Below are 16,845 nucleotides of genomic sequence, written 5' to 3' on the forward strand. Positions count from 1 at the left end.
ATTTATTTTATTTCTAAAGCTTCATCAGAAGGTTTGCCGTATTTAAAGAAGTCATAAATAAAAAGACTTATTCCTGTTGTAAACATCGTGGCGCAAATAAGCAGCACTACAAAGTGGATACTGATTTCGTTTTGAACAACCATGAAATCCATTTTCATTTTTCTTTCCATATATACTTGAGCAACACCAGCTACCCCAAAGGCAACAGTCATTCCAAGCATTCCAATATTGGATAACCAGAAAGCCATCATACCATGTGTACTTTCATAACGTTTACGACCTGTAACATTTGGCAAGGCATAACTAATCATTGCTAGAACAATCATCGCATAAGCACCCCAAAACGCATAATGTCCGTGCATGGCTGTTACCAAAGTACCGTGAGTGTACATGTTGGTTTGTGGTAATGTGTGTGCAAAACCAAGTAATCCGGCGCCAACAAATGAAACGATAGACGAACCAATAGTCCAGAATAAGGCAATTTTGTTCGGATGACTTTTTTCTCCCTTTCTATACATATTTACGGCGAATAAGGCCATCGCCAAGAAAGCTAAAGGTTCCAAAGCGGAGAAAATACCTCCAACGATTAACCAAATTTTATTTACACCTATATAGTAATAGTGATGTCCTGTTCCTAAAACTCCTGAAAGGAAAGTCAATCCAACAATTACGTACAACCATTTTTCGATTACCTCTCTGTCAACTCCGGTTAATTTGATCAATAAGAACGAAAGAATACCTCCCATGATTAATTCCCAAACACCTTCAACCCACAAGTGAACAACCCACCAACGGAAGAATGAATCCATTACCTGACTGTCAAACCAAATCATTCCCGGCAGGTACAATAAGGCGGCAAACAACAATCCCATTGAGAGTACCAACGCGGTGGTAGTCTGGCGTTTTCCTTTGAAAAGTGTTCCCAGAATTAAACCTAGGAAAAGCAATACATTAATAACTACCAGGAAGTCTAATTCTCTTGGAATTTCAAGAAATTTTCTTCCTTCCCAATGATTGAAGTGAAACCCTACAATCGCTACAACCCCCACAACAGCAAGTGATATAAGCTGAATGTATGCCCATTTTACACTGATTAATTCGCGCTGTGCTTCTTCTGGAATAATGTAATAGGCAGCACCCATAAAACCGGTTAACAACCAGACCACTAATAAATTGGTATGAACTGCTCTTGCCGTATTAAAAGGAATGATATCGTGTAATCCTTGTATTCCTATTCGGTCAAAGCCCATGATAAAACCGTAGATTATTTGCAGGGAGAACAAAAGCATACACAATGCAAAAAACCAATAGGCTACTTTTTGTGATTTATATTTCATCTTACTTATTTTTAATTATTTTCTTTGGCTAATGGAGAAACCACACGGTCAAAACCATTTAAATCTATTTTTCCAATCCATTTTAAGTAGGCAACTACTGCATCGGCATCTTTTTCACTCATATTATAGACTACCATTTTTCGGCCACTTGGAGCCCAAGGAACTGGAGACATTAAAGCTGCTTTAACATATCCCTCGCCTCTTCGGTCAAGTACTTTTGTTAATTCGGGAGCGTAGTATCCTCCTTCTCCCATAATGGAATGGCATCCCATACAATTGTTGGTTTCCCAAATTTCTTTTCCGCGCACTACATGTTTGTCAATCTTGACGTAGTTCGTTTGATCATTTCTGGGCATGAATGAGTAAACGGTCAATCCTATAAAGATTAAAAAGGTGACCAAGGTTCCTCCCAAAAAAAATGCTCTTGCCTGTGATTTTGAAAGCATAAGTATCAGTTTTTTACTAGTTAATAATTTTACTTAATTTTAAATAAAGGACAAAATTGTCTTTTATTTGATTACTGCAAATTAAAACCTTAAAAAAACCTTAAAACATGATAAAAGTCATGTTGTGCATTTTTTTTTATTTGTAAAATTATAGTACCCAAAAAAGAAATAAAAAAAATTACATACTATTGAATTCTATCTAGTTACAAAAAAAATAAAATAATAAATTTAATTAAGGATAAATTTGTCTTTTATTCAAAATAATGATTATTTTTGTAGAATAAATTTTAATTAAAAACAATCATTATGGAAACTTTAGAGAGAACAACAATAGGTGAATATGTAGCAAAAGATTTCAGAACGGCAGCCGTTTTTTCCAAATACGGAATTGATTTTTGCTGTAAAGGGAACCGAACTATTGATGAAGCTTGTGAAAAAAAAGACGTTGATACCAATACAATAATGGATGAGATAAATTCTGTTTTGGCTACAAAAAATGACAACAGCATCGATTTTAAATCATGGCCGTTGGATTTATTAGCGGACTATATTGAGAAAACACATCACCGTTATGTAGAAGAGAAAACAAATGTTATCCTTCCCTTTTTAGCCAAATTATGTAAAGTGCACGGGGCAAGCCATCCTGAATTATTCGAAATCAACCAACTATTCATTGGTTGTGCCGGTGAATTAGCACAACATATGAAAAAAGAAGAGTTGATTTTATTCCCTTTCATCAAAAGAATGGTTAAAGCAACTCTTACAGATGAACTCATCGAACAACCGCATTTTGGTACTGTTGCAAATCCAATTGCCATGATGATGAACGAGCATGATGCTGAAGGAGAGCGTTTTCGTAAAATTGCTTTGCTAACTAATGATTACACACCACCTGCTGATGCCTGCAATACTTATCGTGTGACTTTTGCCATGTTGGCCGAATTCGAAGAGGATCTTCACAAACACATTCATTTGGAAAACAATATTTTGTTCCCGGCTGCAGCGGTTTTAGAAAAAAAATTTTCACCAGAACTATAAAAGACAAAATCAACTAATATAAACCTTAATCATCAAATGCTATGGAAAAATATGTTATCAAAAGAAACGGCGAATACAAACCCTTTGAAAGTTTCAAAATTAAGGATGCCATTGAAAAAAGTTTCAACAGCGTCAACATAGCATTAGATGAAAGTGTTTTTGAAACCATTACAGACAGATTACAATCCAAAGAAACTTGGGCTGTTGAGGAAATTCAGGATTTGATCGAAAAAACACTTTTTGAGAAACAATATTTTGAAGTAATGCGTTCCTTTATGTTGTTCAGACATACACGCAAATTGCAACGCGAGCATATTGATGGATTGAATGAGGATACCACCTATGTTGACAGTTCTCAAACCATTGAAGAATATATAGAACAAACAGATTGGCGCATTAATGCCAATGCGAATACTTCCTATTCCAATGCGGGTTTAGTCAACAATGTTGCAGGTAAAATCATAGCCAATTATTGGTTGGATAAAGTCTATACCAAACAAGAAGGCTATGCACACCGAAATGGTGATATTCACATTCATGATTTGGATTGTTTGACAGGATACTGTGCCGGCTGGAGTTTACGTGTATTGCTTAACGAAGGTTTTAACGGTATTCGTGGTCGTGTCGAAAGCAAAGCTCCTTCCCATTTTAGGGAAGCTTTGGGACAAATGGCTAATTTTCTTGGAATTTTGCAAAGTGAATGGGCAGGTGCGCAGGCATTCAGTTCCTTTGATACTTATTTAGCTCCTTATGTTTTTAAGGACGATTTATCCTTTGATGATGTATTGAAAGCGGTTCGCAGTTTTGTTTATAATTTAAATGTTCCTGCCCGTTGGGGACAATCGCCTTTTACCAATATCACTTTGGACTGGGTAGTACCGGAAGATTTGAAAACACAAATCCCAACTAAGAATGATCTGCATTTTTTCGAATCAAATTTTGAATACGATCTCTTGATGAGAGCCAGGGAACGAGGCGTTAACAAATTGACTGATTTGCGATACGAACATTTTCAAAAGGAAATGAACCTCATCAACAAAGCGTATTATACTGTAATGACCGAAGGAGATGCTAATGGACAACCTTTCACCTTCCCTATCCCAACAGTAAACATTACCGAAGAATTTGACTGGAATGGAGAAAATACCGATTTGCTTTTTGAAAATACAGCGAAAATTGGTTCCTCCTATTTCCAGAATTTCATCGGAAGCCAATATGTATTGGATGAAAATGGCAATAAAGAAGAAAATCCAAATGCTTACAAACCTAATGCCGTTCGCAGCATGTGCTGTCGTTTACAACTCGATTTACGCGAATTATTAAAACGTGGTAATGGTCTTTTTGGTAGTGCCGAAATGACTGGCAGTATTGGAGTGGTTACCATCAATATGGCACGTTTGGGTTATCTGTTTCAAGGAAACAAACCCGAATTGTTCCTGCAATTGGATAAGCTGTTATATCTTTCCAAATCGACTTTAGAGAAAAAAAGAGTATTCATTCAGGAAATGTATGACCGTGGTTTATATCCCTATACCAAACGATATTTACAACATTTCAGAAATCACTTTTCAACTATTGGTGTCAACGGAATGAATGAAATGATTGTGAACTTCACTGGAAAACAAGATGCGATAACCTCACCATCTGGAATTGAATTTGCATCGGAAGTTTTGGACCATATTCGTAACCGAATGAAAGAATTTCAGGAAGAAACTGGAAATCTCTATAATCTGGAAGCCACACCAGCCGAAGGAACAACGTATCGTTTTGCCAAAGAAGATAAAAAACGCTTTGCCGATATTTATCAAGCTGGACAAGAAGACAATATTTATTACACAAACAGTTCACAAATACCGGTTGATCATACCGAGGATCCGTTTGAAGCTTTGTTTTTACAAGACGAATTGCAATGCAAGTATACCGGCGGAACCGTTCTGCACTTGTATATGAGCGAAAAAATAAGCTCTCCGGAAGCCTGTAAACAATTTGTAAAGAAAGTAATCTCTAATTTCAAATTGCCATACATCACCGTGACTCCCGTGTTTAGCGTGTGCCCAGTACATGGCTATCTGAATGGAGAACATGAATTTTGTCCAAAATGTGACGATGCATTAATTGAAAAAGAAAAAGACAATTTCATTTTACATTCTCTAGACTAAGACGACAATTCAAAAACCAACATTATAATTAAGCACTCTCAACCAAAAAACCTAAATATATGAAAACAGCCACACATCCGATTTTAGAACAAAATCAACATTTAAGAACTAAGTGTTTGGTGTATACCCGAGTTATGGGCTACCACAGACCTGTAGAAAGTTTCAATATTGGAAAAAAAGGAGAACACAGACAACGCACCCATTTCAATGAAGGAAAATGTCAGTAAACCCATTTACAATATAACGCCTTTTACGTTATTAGACTATGCGCATAAATCAGCTTGCATTCTTTGGTTTGCAGGCTGTAACATGCGTTGCTTATATTGTTATAACCCTGAAATAGTGTTAGGAAAAGGAACCATTTCGTTCGAAAAAACAATTACTTTTCTTCGTTCGAGAAAAAACCTATTAGACGCAGTTGTTTTCAGTGGAGGAGAATGTTTGTTGCACAAAAACATTATCGATCTTATTGCCGAAGTCAAAAAAATGGGTTTCTTAGTCAAAATTGACACAAACGGCTCTAAACCAACTGTTTTAAAAGAATTAATTAAAAACAAGCTGGTTGATTTTGTATCTTTAGACTTTAAAGCTATGCCTTCCGAGTTTCAAAAAATAACACAATCGGAACTTTTTGATCCGTTCGAAAAATCATTGCATTTATTACTTAAAAGTCAGCTCGCCTTTGAAGTACGCACCACGGTTCACTCGGATTTAATTTCAAAAAAAGACATGCGCACGATGATCGCTTATTTAGAAACCAATAATTACAGCGGCGATTATTACATACAGCATTTTGTGAATGGCGTTGCCACTTTAGAAAAATTGTGGCATTCCAATCGGGAATTAGAAAATGAAAACCTTTCTACAGAAAAAATTAAAGTTCATTTTAGAGGTTGATGATGAAGAATAGCCACTTCCTGTTCACCTCTTTTTAAAATAATTTAAAATTTAATACAATGATTTCAGACAGACCTTTAAAGAGAGCTCCAGAATTACAGCCCTTAAGCCACGATCATCATCACGGATTACAGTTGTGTTGGAAAATACGAACAGGATTAGCTAAAAAAGTAGATCCAAAACGTATTAAAGCACATACCGATTGGTTTTTTAGTTCGTATTTAAAACCTCATTATGAATTGGAAGAAAAATACCTCTTCCCCATTTTAGATGCCGACAATGAACTTGTAAAACGTGCCATCACGGAACACCGTCGCTTAGAATACATTTTGAAAAACTGTTCCAATTTAGAAAAATCTTTAGAACTTTTCGAAAAAGAACTAGAAACGCACATCCGTTTTGAGGAACGAATTTTATTTGCTGCAATTCAGAAAATTGCAACGGCAGCACAATTGGCAAAAATTAATCAAATTCATTCCAGAGAAACTTTTGTAGAAAAAGAAGATGACATTTTTTGGAAATAAAATGAAACTAAAAATGAAAAAAATAAATGCAATAGTATTATTTCTTTTGTCCATCAGCTTTCTATGTTGCCAAAACAAAGAAGCTAAGGAACCTACAGAAGTATCTCCAAACAAAGAAGCTACAGAAGTACCAAAAAACACCCCTACCAAAGTGAGTCTAAACAATGGACAACTGTGGGAAGCTAATCCAGAAACTACTGCTGGGATTAAAGCCTTACAGCAAATCATTTCCGATTCTAAATCAGATGAAAGCGCATCTGTTTTAAAAGAAAAATTAGACGCTGAATTTGCTTTGATTTTTAAAAATTGCACAATGAAGGGGGAATCACACAATCAACTGCATAATTATTTGCTACCATTGAAATGGAAAATCAATACCATTGAAGAAACGAACAAAGAAGAAATAAAAAAAGAAATCTCCGCTTATTTAGAAGAATATCCCTTATATTTCAAATAAAAAACCCTTTACACACACAAAAATTAAAATCCATTTTAGAGGTTGATTATGAAGAAGCATTGGTTCTTAATTTGTTTTATTAATTTTTTTATTGCTGCATTGATGGGGCTGTTACTTCGTTTGATGTATGTTGCTCCCGTCGAATTGGTTAATTTTCAGTTTTTATTACATGGTCATTCACATGTTGCCATGTTGGGCTGGGTGTATTTGATGTTGTACAGTTTGATTGTTCACTTTTTCGTTCCTAAAGAAACGCAACAAAAACCCATTTACAACCGATTATTTTGGGTTACGCAGGTCGCTGTTATGGGTATGATGGTTCGTTTTCCTGTTGAAGGATATGCCATGCTTTCGATTGCCTTTTCTACTCTACATATTTTTTGCAGTTACTTTTTCTGCAGATTGATCTGGAAAGATGCCCAAGCTTCTTCTCTCCCGGAAAAACAAATGCTTAGAACCGCATTATTTTTCATGGTCTTATCGACTATAGGTGTTTGGTGTTTGGGACCCGCGGTAGGATTAATGGGAAAAGCGAGTGCTTTTTATCAAATTGCTATTCAATTCTTTTTGCATTTTCAATTTAACGGTTGGTTTATGTTTGCCGTTTTAGCTTTATTTTTTCATCAGCTGAAAGCTAAAATTGACGACAAACAATTTCACTTCTTCTATAAATTATTAGTAACAGCAACCATTTTGACCTTAGCTTTGCCCGTAAGTTGGTATCTGAGTAATCCTATTTTTTATTGGATCAACAGCTTAGGAGTTATCTTGCAGTTGGCCGCTTTTTTAGTATTCGTGAAAATTTGTAAACCCCATTTTCAAACTTTCTTTTCATCTTTAAAAAAGATTGAAAAAATCGTTTATGGATTTGCCCTGTTTTCATTAGCATTAAAAATTGGAATTCAATTGGTGGTTTTACTACCGGGACTGGATCAGATATCCCATCAAATAAGGAACTTTGTCATTGGATACATCCATTTAACAATGCTGGGGATTATCACAGGATTTTTATTGGGTTTTGCCTTGCAAAACAAATTCATAAACGGAAAAAGCATCTGGATAAACTGGGGACTCTCACTATTTTTATTGGGTTTTGTGGGAACCGAAATGTTATTATTCATCCAAGGAGGTTATTTCTTTTTTGATAAAGGGCCAATGCCTATGTACCAGCAAAATCTTTTTTTTACCAGTATCGGTTTACCCGCCGGACTTTTGATGATTATTATTGGAAAACTCGTTACACAATCACGATCTATAAGTGAAGTACAACTGATGAAAGAATGATAATAATCATAATAGAATGAAACTTAATTCAATAAATTTGTAAAAAACTAAATATGTTTTCTAAAACCTGTGAATACGGTATCCGAGCCACTATCTTTATAGCTTCCCAATCATATCAGGACAACAGAGTGGGACTGAGAGATATTGCAAAAAAAATAGATTCTCCTGAGGCTTTTACGGCCAAAATTCTACAAATACTCTCCAAAAATAATATCATCCATTCCATCAAAGGCGTAGGCGGTGGTTTTGAAATTCCAAAAGAAACTATGAGCGAGATCAAACTTTCGCAAATTGTAACTGCTCTCGAAGGAGACAGCGTCTTTACCGGTTGTGGTCTGGGATTGCATCATTGCTCCGAAGAACATCCCTGTCCGGTGCATGAAAAATTCAAATCAATCCGAAATGAATTGGCCCACATGCTCGAAAACACCAATCTTGAGGAATTGGCGCTTGGGATTAAATCCGGTGATACTTTTTTAAGGTATTAATTTTTAATCTCGAAGGTACAATGGACATAACCAATCAAATAGAGAAATATATTAATTCTCAGAATCAAAAAATTTGGAATGAACTTGAACCAAATTATCAGTTCAATTTTATTTATAATCCATTAGAATACTCTTGGGGCGGAAAAACAGACGGAACCTTTGCCACGATAATCACTCCAAATACAACTATCGATTATGAATCATTTACACATGAGCTGTTACACGTATATTTGGATTATTTAGGATTATCTCCATATCCTGAATTAATATACAGTATAAAAGGAGAAAATTCAATGGGAATTTTATTGGTCGAGAGTGATTTGATTTTGCATTTATATAATTTTTGTTCCCACAAAAAGATGTATCCCATTTATAAAGAAATGGGATTCTCAGAATATAACTTTGTCAATCAGAGAATTTCATTTAATCAACACGATTTGGATTGTATTAAAAAAGGGTTTTCATCCAATGGCAAACAATCCAAATATATTCATCAATTCATAGGGCACTCTTTGTCTTTAATGAACAATGTGGTTGATGAAGATAAAGAAAAATGTCAAAACTACCTGAGAGAAATGAAATTGCTGAATAAAGACTTATTTCAAATTGTTGAAGATTTTGATACAAATTGGAACAATGCCACTGATTTGAATCTTACCGAAGTATTTTTACCATTCGAAGAAAGCTTAGAAAATTGGTTAGTTAAAAACAACCTAACATTCGAAAATCATTACTGCAGGCAGCTAATATTTGCATAATATCGATTGATGAGAGCATTCCGCTCACACTAGCAAAAGAAAGGATTTTTACTTAAAAAATTCCAACACAGTCCTTGCGAAAAAACCTTCTAAAAAAACACAAATACTTAAAAACTAATTCATTAACTTTAACACACTAATGAATGGTTTAATCAAACACAAACCATATAATTCTTCCAAAGTCGTCATCAAATTTGGCTTTGATTGGATTAAACTTAAATAAAACTACTGAAATTGCTTTCGTCTATGAAAATGATTATTTGATATGGAATTATTTAAAAATGGGGTGGTCTGGTTTATATTCCTTTTAGGGTTCACTCTCAGTGTCCAGGCACAAAAAAATGACACCATTTACTTAAAAAATGGAGACAGGATTACCGGAGAGTTAAAAAGGTTTGAATATGGCCTGCTGACTTTAAGCACGGACGCCATGCTCTCTGTCTACATAGAATTCGATAAGATCAATACTATTTATTCGTCAAAGCATTTTGAAATGCGCACAAACTCAGGCTATAGGTATTTTGGTAGTCTGTTAAAATCGAATACTTCTGCCACGCTCAATATTGTAACAGCAACTGATACGATTTCAAAACCCTTGTGGGATATTGTACAGATTACGCGGATTAAACAAACCTTTTTTCAAAAAATCGATGGCTCAGTTGATCTGGGCTTGAGCTATACTAAGGCGAGTGATGTTTTTCAGTATAGCGTAAATTTACAAGCCACACACAGAACTACCAATTATTCCACCCGCTTTAATTGGAGTAGCATATTAACCAACAATGGAGACGTTGATGATATTTCGCGCAATAATAATGTTGGGATTAGAATCACCAAATTTTTACCTGACAAGTGGTTTGCCAGGGCATCAGCACAAGGACAACAGAACACTGAACTTGACCTTAATCTAAGGCTGCAAGGCGGTTTAGGGGGTGGTTATGATTTTGTGCGAACCAATTCAGTACGATTATATGGGATTTCCGGTTTAGTTGTGAATCATGAAAAAACAGTTAATACAACTGTAATTTCAAATAACATGGAAGCCTTGTTCGGCGCGCAATGCAAATGGTTCCAATACCGTCATCCCAAAATAGACATTACAGGAAATTTTGAATGTTATCCTTCCCTTACCATAAGCAATCGTATCCGATTTGAATATGATCTAGCCGCAAAATATGAAATCATAAGAGACTTATTTTTTAACCTCCAATTATACGGCAGCACGGATAATAAGCCGACAAGCGGTGCGGTAGCAAAGAAAGACTGGGGTGTAATTACCTCAATCGGATATACATTCTAATAGTCTTTAAAAAAACTTCCTCCGAATTGCAAACCAAGGAAGCGGAAATAGAGTCTATATTTTTTATACTTTTAAATAAAAAAGTCTCTAAAATATTTATAATAAAAAATTTAAAATCTGTATAATTTAAAAACAAAAAGCAATGGAAATCAATTGGGTACTTATAAGCATAGTGGTAGTCTTTTTAATTATTTTAATCGTCTTTATCATTAAGAAAAATCAAAGGGACAAAAAAAAATTGACTCAATTTTTGAACAATGATTACAAAAAACAACCGGAAGAAGAAAGTGATTCAAATGAGGATAATGACAATTGAATTGTCGTCCGTTCCTTTCAGAACTAAATCACTCCAATAATAAAAAAGTGTGTTTTTTGTAATTTTAAGAATAAAAAATTCTAATCTTTACAGTAACGGATTAAAATCTGTACGATCGAATAAAAGCACAATCTAAGTATCCATTTTAACAATAAATACAAAAAAAAACCGAATGAGTCTAAAAACATTTAACAGCACTTTTTTACTTCGCTTGGCGGTAGCCATAATTCTCTTGGTTCATAGCTTGTCCGGAATGTTTAACAACGGAATCAATGATTTTGGAAATTTATTTTTAAATCAAATAGGCTTTGCTCCCTATGGCGTATTTCTGGCTTGGTGTATCAAATTATCACATGTGGCAGCTGCTTTTTGCTTACTATTCGAAAAATATGTAAAATGGGCCTCAATTATTACTATTGCAATATTGATAACAGGAATTTTTTTAGTTCACCTTAAAGAGGGTTGGTTTGTAGTTGGTGGTGGACGAAATGGTGTTGAGTTTAATTTTTTACTGATATTCGTCCTATTGACTATTATGTTTCCGAAAGGAATTAAACAATCGGCTAGTACAGATAATGTAACCTCCTAATTACAGCTGTTTTAAACACAGGAACACAATTATAAGCACAGACAAAAATAAATTTACCTTTTCTGCTTTAGGTATGAAAACTTATAAAAGAACAAATTCTAATTAATTGAACTAATTAAAATACTTAAAACTCAAAAATAATTAATTTTCTCTTTTTCCACTTTGCCATTATTCATTATATTTATAAAAAATAAATGCCCAATAATGATTAAACATGCCCTCATCCTTAGCACGCCAAAAATAGCGATACCTTCAACCAAAATAATCGATTTTGTAAAAGATTTAATAGGTGATAATTTAACCAATATTGAATATTTCGGAATTGAATTGAATAACCAGAATGATTATTTTAATGACGAAATGAAAAGCAAAATGGATACTTCAACCTTTATTACTTTTCATTTTGAAGATGAAGAAATCGCTTATAAAACCCATTTTGAGAATTCAGTTTTCAATATTATTTATAAAAAATTGAATTTCAATGAAATCGGACAAGTGATTACTACTGATAAGGATATTGAAATTTACATTCACTAAAAGAGCTCCTTTTTTTGCCTTTCTAATCATTAGATTTTTAGATTTACCAAAACTATAATCGAGCTTATATAGATTCTTTTTTCTTCCAAAAAATGAAACTTCCATTTTTTGCAACTACTCTTTTCTTAAACCTATAAAGTTACGTGTTAATTAAACAACATGGTAGCGGTACGCGGCGGCAGTATATTTTATAGCACCAACAGAAAAACACAGTCAAAACACTATCAGTAAATTACTTACCTAAAAATAGAACCATTATTTTTTAGTAACTTAGTATTCTAAAATAAAAAAATCTCATTACAAAGACCAAAATCACATTTAGCCGCCTTCCAATGGCAGTAATTGCAAAATAACTATACAACACTATCCTACAAGATAAATCAATTAATCAACAGATTGGCTAATAATAAAGATAGAAATAGACCTCATGCAAACCACAACAAATAATTTTTGGCATTTTGACCCCCAATATTGGTTTCAAAAACTAAATAGTTCTGAGCAAGGTTTGTCTAAAATCGAGGCTGATAAAATCCTATTTCAAGCAGGGCTCCATCCTAAAAGCAAGTCGGTTTTTAAAAAAGATTTTTTATTGTTTTTAAGCCAATTCAAAAGTCCACTCATGTTGCTGCTTATAGGAGCAGTTATTCTTTCAGCATTCTTAGGTGACACATCCGATGTATTCATAATTCTTTTCATCGTTATATCAACAGGTCTGCTTAGTTTTATTCAGGAAAGAAATGCCGGTAGGATTGTAGAAAAACTCCAATCCATCATTTCGTTAAAGAGTACAGTCATCAGGGACGGACAACCACAGGAAATTATTTCAAAACATATCGTAACAGGTGATCTCATTGTTTTGAATGCGGGCGATATGATCCCCGCCGACTGCATTATTATTGAAGCAAACGAATTACATGCCAATGAATCCAGTTTAACAGGAGAATCCTATCCCGTCAGAAAAGAAGTAGGTGTACTGGATGAACAGACAGAACTTGCAGACAGAACAAATTGTCTTTGGGAAGGAACCAATATCGTAAGTGGAAACGCAAAGGCTTTGGTTATTCAAACAGGCGACGATACAATATTTGGCCTTATCGCACGAAGTGCTACAGCTACAATTGAAACCGCTTTCGAAAAAGGGATAAAAGACTTTGGTTTTTTCCTAATGAGAATAACCCTAATACTTTCTTTTTTCATCTTGGTTGTTAATTTATTAAATAACAAAGACATTATAGATTCAGCACTTTTTGCATTGGCATTAACTGTTGGCATGGCTCCTGAATTATTACCCGCCATTTCAACCATTGCGATGAGTGCCGGTGCAAAACGAATGTTAAGCAAAAAAGTAATTGTAAAAAAACTTTCTTCTATTCAAAATCTGGGAGAAGTCAATTTATTATGTACGGATAAAACGGGTACCCTCACAGATGGAACCATTAAAGTACAAGGATTAGTGGATGGATATGGAAAGGAAGATGAATATGTAAAACAACTTGCCGTTTGGAATGCCCTTTTTGAAACAGGTTATTCCAATCCGATTGATGATGCATTAAAACAATTAAAAACTGATTCAACTATTCGCCCTCAAAAATTAGGTGAAGTGCCTTATGATTTTATCAGAAAAAGATTGAGCATTGCTATTAATACCGGCAAAGAAAAACTATTAATCAGCAAAGGCGCTTTTGCACAAATACTAAGCATTTGTTCTAAAATAAAATTAAGCGATGGAAGCATTGACGATATTGCCTCACACAAATCAGAATTAGAAAAAAACTTTGAACAATTTGGAGTAAATGGTTTACGAGCCATTGGCATCTGTTATAAAACAATTGAAACAAGCTCGATTTCCAAAGATATTGAAACGGACTTAATTTTTGCAGGCTTCATTCTACTGAATGACCCGGTTAAATCCGGTATTATTGAAACAATTGCCGAACTTACAAAACTAAAAGTTAGTTTAAAAATCATAACTGGCGACAATCAAAACGTGGCTAAATCAATTGCCTTGAATATTGGCATAAAAAAGCCTGTTATAATGACGGGTAAAGAACTTTTTAAAACCAGTCCTGAGGCATTAAAACAATTAGTAAAAAAGACTCACATTTTTGCCGAAGTGGAACCGCAACAAAAGGAACGTATCATTCTTGCATTAAGAAAAACGTATACCGTTGCTTACATGGGAGACGGCATTAATGATGTGTCGGCTATAAATGCAGCCGATGTGGGCATCTCTGTAGAAAATGCAGTAGATGTAGCCCGAGAAGCGTCAGACTTTGTATTAATGGAAAAAAATTTAATGGTACTAGTGGATGGCATTAAAGAAGGAAGAAAAACATTTGCAAACACACTAAAATATTTATACATCAGTACTGGTTCTACTTTTGGCAATATGTGCAGCGTTGCGGCAGCTTCATTAATATTACCTTTTTTACCCATGCTGCCCAAACAAATATTGCTTACTAACTTTCTTACGGACTTCCCCTTTCTTACCGTCACGTCAGACAATGTAGATGAAGAACAACTGGAAAAACCTGGTAAATGGAATCTAAAATTAATCAGAAACTATATGATTATTTTTGGCATCCATAGTTCATTTTTTGATCTTATTACTTTTCTCACGCTTTTGTATCTGCTGAAAGTTAAAGAATCTGAATTTCAAACAGCTTGGTTTATTGAATCGGTGCTTTCTGAACTTTTTATACTTTTCATTATCAGAACACACAAAAACTTTTTCAAAAGCCAACCCGGAAAGTACCTTTTTATTTTAAGCGCCATCGCTTTAGTCCTTACTATTGGACTCCCCTATCTGCCTATCGCCAGCCAAATTGGCTTAACACCGTTGCCACTGTTAAACCTTTCCATTATGTTATTTATTGTTACGATTTATATACTGACAGCAGATGTCTTAAAAGTATGGTTTTTTAAAAAATACCATACTACCTAAATTGTTTTTAAAAAGAGTCTGTTTTTACTTAAAAAAGGTCCTAGACAGAAAAGTAAGATTATAAGCCGTAAAACGGATTTTTTTGAAAGAAAAAACATTTTTTTATCTCCGTTAAATCGCATATATTTACTACAAATAAAGCCCAGAAAAGACTGTTATCTAAGGTTTTATAAGAACCCGTAAATGATTCCAAATGAATATTACCTGTAAGAACTGCTATAATAATTTCAAAGGACATTATTGTAATAATTGTGGTCAAACGGCTCAAACTCACAAAATCAATCTTCATTATTACAACACACTGTATTTTGAAAAAAATCAAAAAACATCCTTGCTTTCTTTTGGCATATAATAAAGAAATACCCATACTAGTACTGAAAACTTGTTTATGGTTCCATGATTAAGAAAACCTAGAATACTCTTAAGACAAATAAAGTTTACAAATAAAAACTATCTATTTATGAAAAATCAATCTGCAAACAATTCTGTTTACGACATTACAATCAGGCTCTTTATCCTATTATTAATTATTGCCTGGTGCCTCATGATTATGCATCCTTTTATCAATATTATGATATGGAGTTTCATACTGGCTCTGGCAATGTATCCGCTCCATAATAGTTTATCTAAAAAGATGGGCGAAAGACCTAAACTTGCAGCCTCCCTTATCGTGCTTTCCATATTCCTCATTGTTATCGTCCCTACCGGCTTGCTGATAAGTTCTCTTGTTGATGAAGTTAAAGAACTCAAAGTAAGTTATGACAATGGTACCCTGACAATCCCTCCTCCTACCGAAAAGGTTAAAGAATGGCCAGTCATTGGAAATAACCTTTATGAAATCTGGCACTCTGCGTCTGATAATCTGGAAGAAAGTATTATCAAATACAAAGACCAGCTTATCGATCTTGGAAGCAAATTAGGCAAAGGAATATTAGGTGCTGCCAGTGGTCTAATTCAGATTATGATATCACTTATCATTGCAGGGATTTTATTAATTGTAGGCGGAGCAGGTGAATCCATGCGTAAATTTTTTAGAAAAGTAGCTGGTGAAAGAGGTGATGAATTTGCTGATGTTTCCCTCAAGACAGTTGGTAATGTTGTAAAAGGGATTATCGGGGTAGCTCTTATACTGGCTCTTTTACACGGAATCATATTCTTACTCGCAGGTATTCCTTATGCGGGAATATGGACATTACTGGTGCTTGTTTTAGGCATACTTCAAATTCCGTTAGTAATTATAACACTGCCAATTATAATCTATATGTTTTCAGTCAAAGATACAACGTCTGCCATTATATGGACCATACTGCTTTTATTGGCTGGTTTATCAGACAATATTCTCAAGCCAATATTACTTGGCAAGGACGCTCCAGTCCCAATGCTGGTGATCTTCATAGGTGTAATAGGCGGCTTCATTTTCTCTGGCTTTATTGGACTCTTTACCGGAGCAATCATCATGTCGTTGGGCTATAAATTATTTATCGGATGGATTAACTCCGATAATTTAGAAGAACAAAAATGATACTTTGTTTGTAAGACTCTTTAAAATTACTCAATAATCAAAAACTGGCTGGACTTGGTTTAACTATTCTTCGCAGATTTAGAACTCCTAGCCATTTAGAAAGAAATTATAACAAGAGGAGTAGCTTCAGAAATATTAGATTTTCTTCTCAATACAACAAGCAGTCATCCCTTTATAAAGCATACGCTCTCTTAAAAAACTATTGAAATCGGCCTAATAAGAAATGATTAGGCCGGTTTTGCTGTTTAA

17 protein-coding genes are annotated in these 16,845 nt (G+C 34.4%); 15 read left to right on the forward strand and 2 right to left on the reverse strand.

Annotated elements, in window-relative coordinates; translation table 11 throughout:
• Nucleotides 1-2: 2 nt before the first annotated feature.
• Both ABEB23_RS16755 and ABEB23_RS16760 read right to left on the reverse strand, forming a co-directional pair.
• Nucleotides 3-1,337: a cbb3-type cytochrome c oxidase subunit I gene (locus ABEB23_RS16755; protein WP_348813816.1), complete on the reverse strand. Its 1,335-nt coding sequence runs from the start codon at nucleotides 1,335-1,337 to the stop codon at nucleotides 3-5.
• 11 nt (nucleotides 1,338-1,348) lie between these two features.
• A complete protein-coding gene (locus ABEB23_RS16760) occupies nucleotides 1,349-1,783 on the reverse strand; it encodes a c-type cytochrome (protein WP_348813817.1) in 435 nt (144 codons plus the stop codon).
• 306 nt (nucleotides 1,784-2,089) lie between these two features.
• Here ABEB23_RS16760 and ric point away from each other — a divergent pair, with 306 nt between their 5' ends.
• From ric to ABEB23_RS16835, 15 genes are all read left to right on the forward strand, one after another.
• Complete coding sequence (ric, locus tag ABEB23_RS16765; protein WP_348813818.1) at nucleotides 2,090-2,821, forward strand: iron-sulfur cluster repair di-iron protein; 732 nt, start codon at nucleotides 2,090-2,092, stop codon at nucleotides 2,819-2,821.
• 41 nt (nucleotides 2,822-2,862) lie between these two features.
• Entirely contained in the window at nucleotides 2,863-4,980 is a 2,118-nt protein-coding gene (locus ABEB23_RS16770; protein WP_348813819.1) for a ribonucleoside triphosphate reductase, read from the forward strand.
• 59 nt (nucleotides 4,981-5,039) lie between these two features.
• The gene (nrdD, locus tag ABEB23_RS16775) at nucleotides 5,040-5,207 is read left to right on the forward strand and encodes an anaerobic ribonucleoside-triphosphate reductase (RefSeq protein WP_348813820.1); all 168 of its coding nucleotides are present in this window, start codon (nucleotides 5,040-5,042) and stop codon (nucleotides 5,205-5,207) included.
• Nucleotides 5,188-5,877 carry an anaerobic ribonucleoside-triphosphate reductase activating protein gene (locus tag ABEB23_RS16780; RefSeq protein ID WP_348813821.1) on the forward strand — a complete coding sequence of 230 codons (690 nt, stop codon included), beginning with the start codon at nucleotides 5,188-5,190 and terminating at the stop codon, nucleotides 5,875-5,877. The genes nrdD and ABEB23_RS16780 overlap by 20 nt, the downstream gene beginning before the upstream one ends.
• A gap of 59 nt (nucleotides 5,878-5,936) precedes the next feature.
• Complete coding sequence (locus ABEB23_RS16785; protein ID WP_348813822.1) at nucleotides 5,937-6,401, forward strand: hemerythrin domain-containing protein; 465 nt, start codon at nucleotides 5,937-5,939, stop codon at nucleotides 6,399-6,401.
• Nucleotides 6,402-6,414: 13 nt separating this feature from the next.
• Complete coding sequence (locus ABEB23_RS16790) at nucleotides 6,415-6,858, forward strand: hypothetical protein (protein WP_348813824.1); 444 nt, start codon at nucleotides 6,415-6,417, stop codon at nucleotides 6,856-6,858.
• 48 nt (nucleotides 6,859-6,906) lie between these two features.
• On the forward strand, nucleotides 6,907-8,142 hold the full coding sequence (locus ABEB23_RS16795; RefSeq protein ID WP_348813825.1) for a hypothetical protein: 1,236 nt from the start codon (nucleotides 6,907-6,909) through the stop codon (nucleotides 8,140-8,142).
• A 53-nt stretch (nucleotides 8,143-8,195) separates the two neighbouring features.
• Nucleotides 8,196-8,630 (forward strand): RrF2 family transcriptional regulator, encoded by a 435-nt coding sequence (locus tag ABEB23_RS16800; protein WP_348813826.1) that lies wholly within the window; start codon nucleotides 8,196-8,198, stop codon nucleotides 8,628-8,630.
• A 20-nt stretch (nucleotides 8,631-8,650) separates the two neighbouring features.
• A complete protein-coding gene (locus tag ABEB23_RS16805; RefSeq protein WP_348813827.1) occupies nucleotides 8,651-9,388 on the forward strand; it encodes a hypothetical protein in 738 nt (245 codons plus the stop codon).
• Nucleotides 9,389-9,653: 265 nt separating this feature from the next.
• Nucleotides 9,654-10,688: a DUF481 domain-containing protein gene (locus tag ABEB23_RS16810; RefSeq protein WP_348813829.1), complete on the forward strand. Its 1,035-nt coding sequence runs from the start codon at nucleotides 9,654-9,656 to the stop codon at nucleotides 10,686-10,688.
• Nucleotides 10,689-10,830: 142 nt separating this feature from the next.
• Nucleotides 10,831-11,004, forward strand: a complete 174-nt coding sequence (locus tag ABEB23_RS16815; protein WP_348813830.1) for a hypothetical protein — start codon at nucleotides 10,831-10,833, stop codon at nucleotides 11,002-11,004.
• Between the two features lie 172 nt (nucleotides 11,005-11,176).
• A complete protein-coding gene (locus ABEB23_RS16820; protein ID WP_348813832.1) occupies nucleotides 11,177-11,593 on the forward strand; it encodes a DoxX family protein in 417 nt (138 codons plus the stop codon).
• Nucleotides 11,594-11,797: 204 nt separating this feature from the next.
• The gene (locus ABEB23_RS16825) at nucleotides 11,798-12,130 is read left to right on the forward strand and encodes a hypothetical protein (protein ID WP_348813833.1); all 333 of its coding nucleotides are present in this window, start codon (nucleotides 11,798-11,800) and stop codon (nucleotides 12,128-12,130) included.
• 427 nt (nucleotides 12,131-12,557) lie between these two features.
• A complete protein-coding gene (mgtA, locus tag ABEB23_RS16830) occupies nucleotides 12,558-15,074 on the forward strand; it encodes a magnesium-translocating P-type ATPase (RefSeq protein ID WP_348813835.1) in 2,517 nt (838 codons plus the stop codon).
• A 460-nt stretch (nucleotides 15,075-15,534) separates the two neighbouring features.
• Nucleotides 15,535-16,596 carry an AI-2E family transporter gene (locus ABEB23_RS16835; protein WP_348813836.1) on the forward strand — a complete coding sequence of 354 codons (1,062 nt, stop codon included), beginning with the start codon at nucleotides 15,535-15,537 and terminating at the stop codon, nucleotides 16,594-16,596.
• The last annotated feature ends 249 nt before the right edge of the window (nucleotides 16,597-16,845 follow it).

Origin of the sequence: Flavobacterium maritimum, from assembly GCF_040049085.1 — a bacterium.
Classification (GTDB): domain Bacteria; phylum Bacteroidota; class Bacteroidia; order Flavobacteriales; family Flavobacteriaceae; genus Flavobacterium; species Flavobacterium maritimum.

Bases quoted from the DNA above. Each gene is read 5' to 3' on its own strand.
- ABEB23_RS16755 (WP_348813816.1), bottom strand. From the start codon at position 1,337: ATGAAATATAAATCACAAAAAGTAGCCTATTGGTTTTTTGCATTGTGT.
- ABEB23_RS16760 (WP_348813817.1), bottom strand. From the start codon at position 1,783: ATGCTTTCAAAATCACAGGCAAGAGCATTTTTTTTGGGAGGAACCTTG.
- ric (WP_348813818.1), top strand. From the start codon at position 2,090: ATGGAAACTTTAGAGAGAACAACAATAGGTGAATATGTAGCAAAAGAT.
- ABEB23_RS16770 (WP_348813819.1), top strand. From the start codon at position 2,863: ATGGAAAAATATGTTATCAAAAGAAACGGCGAATACAAACCCTTTGAA.
- nrdD (WP_348813820.1), top strand. From the start codon at position 5,040: ATGAAAACAGCCACACATCCGATTTTAGAACAAAATCAACATTTAAGA.
- ABEB23_RS16780 (WP_348813821.1), top strand. From the start codon at position 5,188: ATGAAGGAAAATGTCAGTAAACCCATTTACAATATAACGCCTTTTACG.
- ABEB23_RS16785 (WP_348813822.1), top strand. From the start codon at position 5,937: ATGATTTCAGACAGACCTTTAAAGAGAGCTCCAGAATTACAGCCCTTA.
- ABEB23_RS16790 (WP_348813824.1), top strand. From the start codon at position 6,415: ATGAAAAAAATAAATGCAATAGTATTATTTCTTTTGTCCATCAGCTTT.
- ABEB23_RS16795 (WP_348813825.1), top strand. From the start codon at position 6,907: ATGAAGAAGCATTGGTTCTTAATTTGTTTTATTAATTTTTTTATTGCT.
- ABEB23_RS16800 (WP_348813826.1), top strand. From the start codon at position 8,196: ATGTTTTCTAAAACCTGTGAATACGGTATCCGAGCCACTATCTTTATA.
- ABEB23_RS16805 (WP_348813827.1), top strand. From the start codon at position 8,651: ATGGACATAACCAATCAAATAGAGAAATATATTAATTCTCAGAATCAA.
- ABEB23_RS16810 (WP_348813829.1), top strand. From the start codon at position 9,654: ATGGAATTATTTAAAAATGGGGTGGTCTGGTTTATATTCCTTTTAGGG.
- ABEB23_RS16815 (WP_348813830.1), top strand. From the start codon at position 10,831: ATGGAAATCAATTGGGTACTTATAAGCATAGTGGTAGTCTTTTTAATT.
- ABEB23_RS16820 (WP_348813832.1), top strand. From the start codon at position 11,177: ATGAGTCTAAAAACATTTAACAGCACTTTTTTACTTCGCTTGGCGGTA.
- ABEB23_RS16825 (WP_348813833.1), top strand. From the start codon at position 11,798: ATGATTAAACATGCCCTCATCCTTAGCACGCCAAAAATAGCGATACCT.
- mgtA (WP_348813835.1), top strand. From the start codon at position 12,558: ATGCAAACCACAACAAATAATTTTTGGCATTTTGACCCCCAATATTGG.
- ABEB23_RS16835 (WP_348813836.1), top strand. From the start codon at position 15,535: ATGAAAAATCAATCTGCAAACAATTCTGTTTACGACATTACAATCAGG.